The organism is Massilia sp. 05N420 (genome assembly GCF_056397205.1).
Genome location: NZ_JBFTMX010000077.1, coordinates 1 through 9,565, shown reverse-complemented (window position 1 = coordinate 9,565; position 9,565 = coordinate 1). Strand labels below are relative to the sequence as shown.

Genomic DNA, 9,565 nt, shown 5'->3' with positions numbered 1-9,565 from the left:
AGCAGGAGGCGCACTATAGCAAACGGGATATGGGCGCGCAAGCCCTCACCGGCGCAATCGGCGGCGATAAAGCAACAGGATGCCGGACTTTCGTCCGGCGTCCCGTCCTCTAGCAGGTTCTTCACACCGAGGCGCAGCATGACGCTTTCGAGACAGGAAATGAAACGAGCGCGATGGAGGCAAGCGCGCGCTTGCGTGCTACATTAGGCAATAGTCGACTTCCAGCGATAGAGCCGCGGTCCAGGGCCAACCAGGAGACATGGAATGACTTATCACCTGCCGGCGACCATCGCCAGCTCGCACCGCCGTTCCCAGCATTACGGATTGCGCGCCGACGTCCGTCCCGACTTCGATCCCCTGTCCGTTTCCGCCCTCTCGGCCCTGGTCGAGCAGAACCGCATGCTGTACAGCCATGCGCTGCCTGCGATGGAAACCCTGTACCAGCAGATCGCCAACACGCATAACACGGTCCTGCTGACCGATGCCCGCGGCGTGATCCTGCACTCGCTGGGCGATGCCGACTTCATGGAAAAAGCCAATCGTGTCGCCCTCACGCCGGGCGTCGACTGGTCCGAGGAGAGCAAGGGCACGAATGCGATCGGCACCACCATCGCCGAACAGGCGCCCACCATCGTGCACGCCGACCAGCACTACTTGACTGCCAACCACTTCCTCACTTGCTCGGCCGCACCGATCGTGGACCACCGCGGCAAGGTGATCGGCGTGCTCGACGTCAGCGGCGACCGGCGCAGCTTCCACAAGCACACCATGGCCCTGGTGCGGATGTCGGCGCTGATGATCGAGAACCAGCTGTTCGCCTCCGCCTACGAGAACGCGATCACCCTGCACTTCCATACCCGTCCGGAATTCATCGGCACGCTCATGGAAGGCATCGCCTCGTTCACGCCGGGCGGCCGCTTCCTTGCCGCCAACCGCAACGGCTTGTTCCAGCTCGGCCTGTCCGCGCCGGCCCTGCAGGCCCAGACCTTCAGTTCGCTGTTCGGCCTGCCGCTGTCGAGCCTCTACGATCACTACCGCAGCGCGGCGCCGGAACTGCTCGACCTGTGCATGCACAACGGCGTGCGGGTGCGCGGCCGCGCCGAGCTGCGCCTGAAGCATGGCGTGCAGCAGCTGAACGACGCCCCCGCCCTGCCCGCCCCCGCAGCGCCGGCGCGCGACATGCCCGCCACGCCGCAGCCGCGCTCCCGGCTGCAGGCCCTGAACACGGGCGATGCCAGGCTGGCGCAGTCGATCGCGAAAGTCGAGAAGGTCCTTGGCCAGGGCGTGCCGATCCTGATCATGGGCGAGACCGGCACCGGCAAGGAATGGCTGGCCCAGGCCATCCACCAGGATTCGCCGCGTGCGCGCGGTCCCTTCGTCGCAGTGAATTGCGCGGCGATTCCGGAAGCGCTGATCGAATCCGAGCTGTTCGGCTACGAGGAAGGCGCCTTCACCGGCGCGCGCAGGAAGGGCGCCGCCGGCAGGATCATGCAGGCCCACGGCGGCACCCTGTTCCTCGACGAGATCGGCGACATGCCGCTCGCCCTGCAGGCGCGCCTGCTGCGCGTGCTCGAAGAACGCAAGGTGGTGCCGCTGGGCGGATCGCGGCCACTGGCGCTCGACGTCGAACTGGTCTGCGCCACCAACCACGAACTGCGCAAGCGCATCGCGGCTGGCCTGTTCCGCGAAGACCTGTATTACCGCCTGAACGGCCTGGTCGTCAAACTGCCGCCGCTGCGCGAGCGCGGCGACCTCGATGCCCTCGTTGCGACGATGCTGGCCGGCGGCACCAGGCGCCGGCGCGTGGCGGGCGAGGTCCTGCACCTGTTCAGGCGCCATGCCTGGCCCGGCAATCTGCGCCAGCTCGCCAGCCTGCTGCGCACCGCAGCCCTGATGGCCGGCGGCGAGGACGAGATCGGCCTGCACCACCTGCCCGACGATTTCCTCGACGAAGCGGCGGAGGCCCGCGCTGCCGTCAACGCACCAGCGCCGGCGCCGGCTCGCACCGGGGCCGCCAGCCGGCTCGACGAACTGGAGTTGAGCGCCATCCTGCGCACCCTCGACGCCCACGGCGGCAATGTCTCCGCTGCCGCGCGCGCCCTGGGCATATCGCGCAACACGATTTATCGCAAGCTACCCAGGACTAGCTGACCGGCTGGCCGCGCAGCAGCGCGCACTCCTGGTCCGTGAACAGACGCGAACGGGTCAGGAAGCGCCGCCCGGTGCCGTTATCGAGCGAGAACATGCCGCCGTTACCGGCCACCACGTCGATGATCAGCTGGGTGTGCTCCCAGTAGGCGAACTGCTCCTGTCCCATGTAGAACGGCGTTCCGTCCAGGCTGCCCAGGCAGACGTCGGTATCGCTCAGGTTGAACTCTCCCTCCGGATAACACATCGGCGCGCTGCCGTCGCAGCAGCCGCCGGACTGGAAAAACATCAGCGGTCCGTGGCGCTGCCGCAGCTCGCCGATGAAGGCGAGTGCGGCCGGCGTCGCGGTCACGCGGTCGACTGGCGTGACCATGGCGGTCATCAGAAGAAGCCGAGCGCTTTCGGGCTGTAGCTYACCAGCAKGTTCTTGGTCTGCTGGTAGTGCTCGAGCATCATCTTGTGGTTCTCGCGGCCGATGCCCGACTGCTTGTAGCCGCCGAATGCCGCGTGCGCCGGGTACAGGTGGTAGCAGTTGGTCCACACCCGGCCCGCCTGGATCGCGCGGCCGACGCGGAAGGCGCGGCTGCCGTCGCGCGTCCACAGGCCGGCACCCAGGCCGTACAAGGTGTCGTTGGCGATGCGCAGGGCATCGGCTTCGTCCTTGAAGGTCGTSACMGAGACCACSGGSCCGAAGATYTCCTCCTGGAAGATGCGCATCCGGTTGTCGCCCTTGAACACGGTCGGCCGCACATAGTAGCCGCCGGACAGGTCGCCCTCGTGGGTGGCGCGCTCGCCGCCGGCCAGCACCTCGGCGCCTTCCTGGCGGCCGATGTCGAGGTAGGACAGGATCTTCTCGAGCTGCTCCTGCGAGGCCTGTGCGCCGATCATGGTGTTGGCGTCGAGCGGATTGCCGGCCTTGATCTGGGCGACCCTCGCCAGCGCGCGCTCCATGAACTTCTCGTAGATCGATTCCTGCACCAGCACCCGCGACGGGCAGGTGCAGACCTCGCCCTGGTTCAGCGCGAACATCGCAAAACCTTCCAGGCACTTGTCGAAGAACTCGTCGTCAGCCGCCATCACGTCTTCGAAGAAGATGTTCGGCGACTTCCCGCCCAGCTCCAGGGTCACCGGAATCAAGTTCTGGGCTGCGTACTGCATGATCAGGCGGCCGGTGCCGGTCTCGCCGGTGAAGGCGATCTTGGCGATGCGCTTGCTGGACGCGAGCGGCTTGCCGGCTTCCAGGCCATAGCCGTTGACGATATTGATCACGCCGGCCGGCAGCAGGTCGGCGATCAGCTCCATCAGCACCATGATCGAGGCCGGGGTCTGTTCGGCGGGCTTGAGCACCACGCAGTTGCCGGCCGCCAGCGCCGGCGCCAGCTTCCACACCGCCATCAGGATCGGGAAGTTCCAGGGGATGATCTGGCCGACCACGCCCAGCGGCTCGTGGAAGTGGTAGGCATAGGTCTCGTGGTCGATGGTCGAGATCGCACCTTCCTGGGTGCGGATGCAGCCGGCAAAGTAGCGGAAGTGGTCAATCGCCAGCGGAATGTCGGCCGCCATGGTCTCGCGGATCGGCTTGCCGTTGTCGATGGTCTCGGCGGTCGCGAGCATCTTGAGGTTCTGCTCCATGCGGTCCGCGATCTTGTTCAGGATGTTGGCGCGTTCGGCGGGCGAGGTCTTGCCCCAGGCCTCCTTGGCGGCATGGGCGGCATCGAGCGCGGCGTCGATGTCTTCCGCGCTGGAGCGCGCCACCTCGCAGAAAGGCTGGCCGGTAATCGGCGTCACGTTGGCGAAGTACTCGCCCTTCACCGGTGGGACGAAGGCCCCGCCGATGTAGTTGTCGTAGCGCTGGCGGAAGGGGCTGGCGACGCCGAGTTTGCTGATGTCTGCAAGATTCATGTCATCCTCTTGTTTCGTTGTGGTTGTGTGGAACCCCTTCTCTCGCAAGCGCCATGCCAGCCCTTGCGCGGCATCGCCAAGAGGGGAAGACGCGGGCAAGGCAAGCCCGACCTGCGTCACCTGTTGTGACACCTGCTCCAGATTGACACAGTGCGAATGAGCAAGCGGACAACGGAGTTCCCGTCCGGCGGGTATAGTTCGTGCCGGAATAACGGAGAAAAGATGAAACGTCACGCCCTTGCTTCCAGCCTCATCGCGGCGCTGTCCGCTGCCTACGCACCGTTCGCCCTGGCCGGTGCCGACGCGAACGCGACTGTTCCGGTCGTCGTGGTGACGGCCAGCCGCACCGAACAACTCAGCTTCGACCTGCCGGCCTCGATCGACGTGATCGGGGCCGACCGCATCGGCGCCGGCCAGCCGCGCGTCAACGCCTCCGAGGCCCTGTCCGCGGTGCCGGGCCTGGTGGTGGCGAATCGCCAGAATTATGCGCAGGACCTGCAGATCTCTTCGCGCGGCTTCGGCGCCCGTTCGGCCTTCGGCGTGCGCGGCGTGCGCCTGATCGCCGACGGCGTCCCGGCCACCATGCCCGACGGCCAGGGCCAGGCCGCCACCTTCGACCTCGACCTGGCCGAACGCATCGAAGTGCTGCGCGGCCCCTTCTCGGCCCTGTACGGCAACCACTCCGGCGGCGTGATCCAACTGTTCACGCGCGAGCCGAAAGGCGCGCCGGAAGTCGAACTGAACGTCAGCAGCGGCAGCTACGGCAGCCGCAAGACCGACCTGAACGCAAGCGGCAGCGCCGGCGGCGTCGGCTACCTGCTGGATGCATCGCGTTTCGACACCGACGGCTACCGCAGCCACAGCGCCGCCCGGCGCGACCAGGCTTATGCCAAGCTCAGCTTCGCGCCGAGCACGACCAGCAAGCTGACCCTGGTCGCCGGCGCACTGAACCAGGACGATACCCAGGATCCGCTCGGCGTCACCTGGGCCACCTGGCAGCGCGACCCGCGCGCGGGCGAGATCGACACCAGCGATCCGCGCACGCCGCAGCGCACCTTCGCCGAACGCTACAACACGCGCAAGAGCATCGACCACCAGCAGCTGGGCGCGACCTGGGAACAGCGCTTCGGCAGCGACCGGCTGCGCGTGACGGCCTATGTCGGCAACCGCCGCGTGATCCAGTACCAGGCTTTCTCGCAAGCCTTCCAGGCACCGGCCAGCCATTCGGGCGGCGTGGTCGATTTCCAGCGCGACTTCCACGGCATCGACGCCAACTGGACCATGTCCCGTCCCCTCCTCGACGGCACGCTGCGCTCCACCTTCGGCATCGAGGCCGGCGCCTCGGACGACGACCGCAAGGGTTACGAGAACTTCGTCGGCACCCAGTTCGGCGTGCAGGGCCGCCTGCGCCGCGACGAGAAAGACAAGGTCAGGAACCTCGATCCCTACGCGCAGTTCGAATTTGAGCGCGGCCCCTGGGTGCTGAGCGCCGGCCTGCGCCACAGCCGGGTCGACTTCGACGTGGAAGACCGCTATCTCTCCAACGGCAACGACAGTGGCAGCGTCAGCTACCGCCACACGACGCCGCTGCTCGGCGTGCTGTACAAGATCAACCCGGGTTTGAACCTCTACGCCAGCGCGGCGCGCGGCWTCGAGACCCCGACCCTGAACGAGGTGTTCTACTCGGGCACTGGCGGCGGCTTCAATTTTTCGCTGGCGCCGGCCCAGAGCACCCACCTGGAATTCGGCGTGAAGGCCATGCCTCTCGAGGGCGTGCGCATCAATGCCGCGGTGTTCCAGGTGAAGACCAGCGACGAACTCGTGGTCGACAGTTCGTCGGGCGGACGCACCAGCTACCGCAACGCCAGCGCGACCCTGCGCCAGGGCGGAGAACTCTCGCTGGACGCCGAATGGCGGCGCAACTGGAACGCCAGGCTGGCCCTGAGCGTGCTGCGCGCCGTGTACGACGAAGGCTTCGGCAGCGTCCTCGCGGGCAGCCGCCTGCCGGGCGTGCCGAACGCCAGTCTGTACGGCGAATTCGGCTGGAAGGACAGCGCCGACCGCTACGGCGCCGCATTCGAGACCATCGCGAACACCAGGATGTATCCGGACGACGCCAACCAGGCCATGCCGGCGCCTGGCTATATGATCGCCAACCTGCGGGTGCAGGCGCAGCAGCAGCTCGGCTCCTGGCGGCTGAAGGAGTATGCGCGCGTGAACAACCTGTTCGACCGCAATTACATCGGCTCGGTGATCGTCGGCGACAGCAACCGCCGCTACTACGAAGCCGCGCCGGGCCGCAACTGGGTGCTCGGCGCGAGCATGCAGTACCGCTTCTAGGCGGCGGAGATGTGCACGCCGGGGTAGAGGCGTTCCAGCACGTCGTCGACGACCTTGACGAGCAGGCCGTACAGGCGTCTGGCGTCCTGCTCGTCCTGCGTGCGCACCTCCGCCCAGAAACGCTCCATGTCCGGGCAATGCGCCTGCAGGGCCTCCTCCACCGCCGCCTGCCAGAACGGCGGCGCCTCCCCTTCGACGAAATTCCCGCGCCCGCGTCCGAAGTGGGCGACCGCCAGGTAGCGCAGGATGCTGCCGACCATCAGCGTGCGCAGGAAGGGCGGCGCGAACTGCACCGTCGGGCGATTGCGGTCGGTGGTCGTATTGAAGCCCCAGGCCGCGCCGGCCATCGTCAGCGCACCGACGATCGCACCCAGCAGCGCGCCACCGCCCAAGGTCAGGCCGCCGGCCATCAGGTCGGCCGACAGTCCCGTCGCCGCGCCCGAGACGACCGCGCCGAGCAGGCCGGCCTGGGTCTTGTCGAGCGGCGCACGGACCTTGAAGTTGTCGCGCACGCGGGCATTGATGCGGGCCGCCTGGCCGGGGTCGAGGCCGTGCAGGGTCAGCAGGCGCGTGGTCGACTGGGCGATCCTCTCTTCCAGCCGCTCGACCAGCCGCGCCATCGCCGCTTCCTGGCGGCGCGCATCGGATTTACCGAGACGGACCGCCTTCAGCGCCGACTGCAGCAGGCCGCCGCCTTCCTCGGGAATGGCTTCGCTGTCGCGCGCGCCCGCCGCCAGCTGCTCGGCGGTGATGCGCAGCGAGTCGTGGTAGCGCGCCAGATTGTTCGCTTCCCAGGCCGCGCGCACGCGGCCGTAGCCGGCGCGCTTGGGCTCCGGGACCAGTTTGCCGACGGCTTCGTAGAACACGTGTTCGTGCACCCAGCAGCGTGCGAAGGCGTCGAGGGCCAGCACTTCGCGCACGATAGTGTACTGGTCGAGGTGCTGCTTCCATAGCGCCTGCTCGGCCTGTTCCTCGGCCGACGGCCGCGGCGGCCCGAGCTGGTTGAGCAGGACCACGACCGGTTTGCCGAGCCACTCCAGGATGCGCATCTCGGGCGGCAGGTAGCCGGCATCGCGCGGGTGCTCGCTCGAATTCACCAGGTAGAGCACGACGTCGGCCTCGTCGCGCGCGGCGCGCAAGGCTTGCTGGCTGAGCCAGAACGGACGGTCGCGGTAGCGGTCGAAGACTTCGCGCAGGAACCAGCCGATCGGATTTCCCGACATCGCCAGCCGCTTCAGCAGGCGTACCGAGTCGCCGAAGCCTGGCGTATCCCACAGCAGCAGGCTGTCGCCCTGCTCCGTGGTCTGCAGCACGTGGGCTTCCGAGAAGGTCGTGACGTGGGCGGCGTCGCGCACCTCGCCGACGTCCATCCCGACCAGGGTGCGCGCGAGCGTGGTCTTGCCGTTATTGGTGTGCGAAACGAGCGCGAACTGGACCTTGACTCCCTCGCTCATCGCACCCCCGTCGCGGCGGCCTGGCCATTACTGCCGGCCGCGTATTTTTCAGGCTGCAGCAGGTTCACGATGGTCACCGGTACCTGGTGATAGGTGCAGAACTGCCGCCACAGGGCGATGCGCTCGGCCAGACGCGCATCGACGCCATCCTGGCTCATGGCGCGCTCGGTCAACGCCGATTCGTCGACCAGCGCACTCACGCCGCCGGGCAGCTGGCGCGCTATCGCGGACAGCAGCGCGCCGTGGTTTTCCTGCTCCGGCGTCGCGGCCAGGCTGAACAGGACCGCGGTCACGGTCGCATCACCGGTATCGGGCCGCAGCTCCTGCAGGACGCCTTTCGGATCCTCGCCGTAGGGCAGCGAGGGCCGCAGCATGACACGGGTCTGCTCGCCGAACATGGCAGCTGCGATTGCGGACAGGCCGTGGTCGCGGCGTTCGTCGAGCGTGAAGCTGTACGGTAGCACGCGCAGGGTTACGGGACCGCGGCCGGCGCCGATGTGGTCGGCGAGTTTCAGGTAGTAGGGCTGCTGCAGGTCGAGCGGAAAGCGCCGCGCGAGGCGGGACGCACGCCAGCCGGCGAACAGGGACAGGACCAGGCGCGGCAGGATCACCAGCAGCAGCAGGGTCGCGGCATACAGGTGGACCCAGCGCGCGCCGCCGGCGCTTGATGGCTCCTGTACGAAGCGCAGGGCCTGGATGTCGGCGACGCTGAAGCCTTCGATCGGGAACAGGAACAAGGCCGGCGCGAACAGCCAGGACAGCAGCGTATGCACCTGATTGGCGTCGAGGAAGGTGCTCTCCCAGCCGGCCGCGTACTGCGTCAGCAGGCCGCGCGCATACAGCGAGATGATGGCGCCGAGTGCGAAGGCGGCGGCCGACAGGTGGACCGTGCGGCTCAGGCGCGCGTGGTTCAGCTTCCAGGAGAGCTGGGTCCAGTCGACCGCGTACGCGCCGAGGGCCGCCGTGAGCGGCGCCGGCAGCTTGCGCGGCAATCTCGCTTTGCCGACGCTGAGCCTGCGCATCCACTCGGGCCCGACCCATCCGGTGCGCTTCGATGGAATCAGGAGCCAGGCCAGCAGGATCACATACACCAGCAGGTTCCAGCCGATGATCAGGAGGAGCGGCGCCGACAGCAGGTCGACACGATGCGGATCGGCGATATGGTCGATGGCGGCGCCGGCAATCAATGCGAACAGGGGCAGCAGCACCGACAGCATGGGCAGCAAAGGGCGCCGGTTCAGGAAAGTGCGGAAAGCGGGAGTGCGCTCGGCTAGACGCTTGAGGATCTGCTCGGAGCGCTGCTCCAGGAAATGGTCGAGCGTGAGTTCCGACTTGCTGTCGGCCGCGGACCACTGGGCGAGTTCGCGCGCGCTGCGGCTGGCGTACATGCGGTCGTCGTCGCTCAGGACTTCGTGTTTGATATCCGCGGTCTCGATGGCGCGGACCAGGGTGACCTTCCTCGCAACCTGTTCTTTCATGCTGTTTGCCTTGATGGTTAGACAACAGCTGCATTGTGCCGCAAATCGCTACAGGCCGACGGATTGGAGGACCAGAAAGCGGTTTCAGGCGCGCCAGAAAAGCAAAAAGCCCGCTCAATCGAATTGAGCGGGCTTCTGCGAATAATTAGCCTGACGATAACCTACTTTCACACTGGTTGCAGCACTATCATCGGCGCAAAGTCGTTTCACGGTCCTGTTCGGGATGGGAAGGGGTGGTACCGA

6 protein-coding genes and 1 rRNA gene are annotated in these 9,565 nt (G+C 67.1%); 2 read left to right on the top strand and 5 right to left on the bottom strand.

Features of this window, described 5'->3' with window-relative positions:
* The first annotated feature begins 264 nt into the window (after window positions 1-264).
* A complete protein-coding gene (locus tag AC1DIX_RS26990; protein ID WP_477328346.1) occupies window positions 265-2,151 on the top strand; it encodes a sigma-54-dependent Fis family transcriptional regulator in 1,887 nt (628 codons plus the stop codon).
* On the opposite strand, the gene AC1DIX_RS26985 is transcribed toward AC1DIX_RS26990, so the two are convergent.
* Window positions 2,144-2,521, bottom strand: a complete 378-nt coding sequence (locus tag AC1DIX_RS26985; RefSeq protein WP_477254356.1) for a DUF779 domain-containing protein — start codon at window positions 2,519-2,521, stop codon at window positions 2,144-2,146. The genes AC1DIX_RS26990 and AC1DIX_RS26985 overlap by 8 nt on opposite strands.
* An 8-nt stretch (window positions 2,522-2,529) precedes the next feature.
* A complete protein-coding gene (adh, locus tag AC1DIX_RS26980; protein ID WP_477328345.1) occupies window positions 2,530-4,050 on the bottom strand; it encodes an aldehyde dehydrogenase in 1,521 nt (506 codons plus the stop codon).
* Between the two features lie 222 nt (window positions 4,051-4,272).
* Here adh and AC1DIX_RS26975 point away from each other — a divergent pair, with 222 nt between their 5' ends.
* Window positions 4,273-6,390: a TonB-dependent receptor family protein gene (locus AC1DIX_RS26975; protein ID WP_477328343.1), complete on the top strand. Its 2,118-nt coding sequence runs from the start codon at window positions 4,273-4,275 to the stop codon at window positions 6,388-6,390.
* Here the strand turns inward: AC1DIX_RS26975 and AC1DIX_RS26970 are convergent.
* The 3 genes from AC1DIX_RS26970 to rrf all read right to left on the bottom strand — a co-directional run.
* The gene (locus AC1DIX_RS26970) at window positions 6,387-7,844 is read right to left on the bottom strand and encodes a GTPase domain-containing protein (protein ID WP_477328341.1); all 1,458 of its coding nucleotides are present in this window, start codon (window positions 7,842-7,844) and stop codon (window positions 6,387-6,389) included. The genes AC1DIX_RS26975 and AC1DIX_RS26970 overlap by 4 nt on opposite strands.
* Window positions 7,841-9,322: a DUF2868 domain-containing protein gene (locus tag AC1DIX_RS26965; protein ID WP_477328339.1), complete on the bottom strand. Its 1,482-nt coding sequence runs from the start codon at window positions 9,320-9,322 to the stop codon at window positions 7,841-7,843. Before AC1DIX_RS26965 ends, AC1DIX_RS26970 begins: the two co-directional genes overlap by 4 nt.
* Window positions 9,323-9,470: 148 nt before the next feature.
* Window positions 9,471-9,565: ribosomal RNA gene (gene rrf, locus AC1DIX_RS26960) — 5S ribosomal RNA — on the bottom strand; the annotation flags it as partial.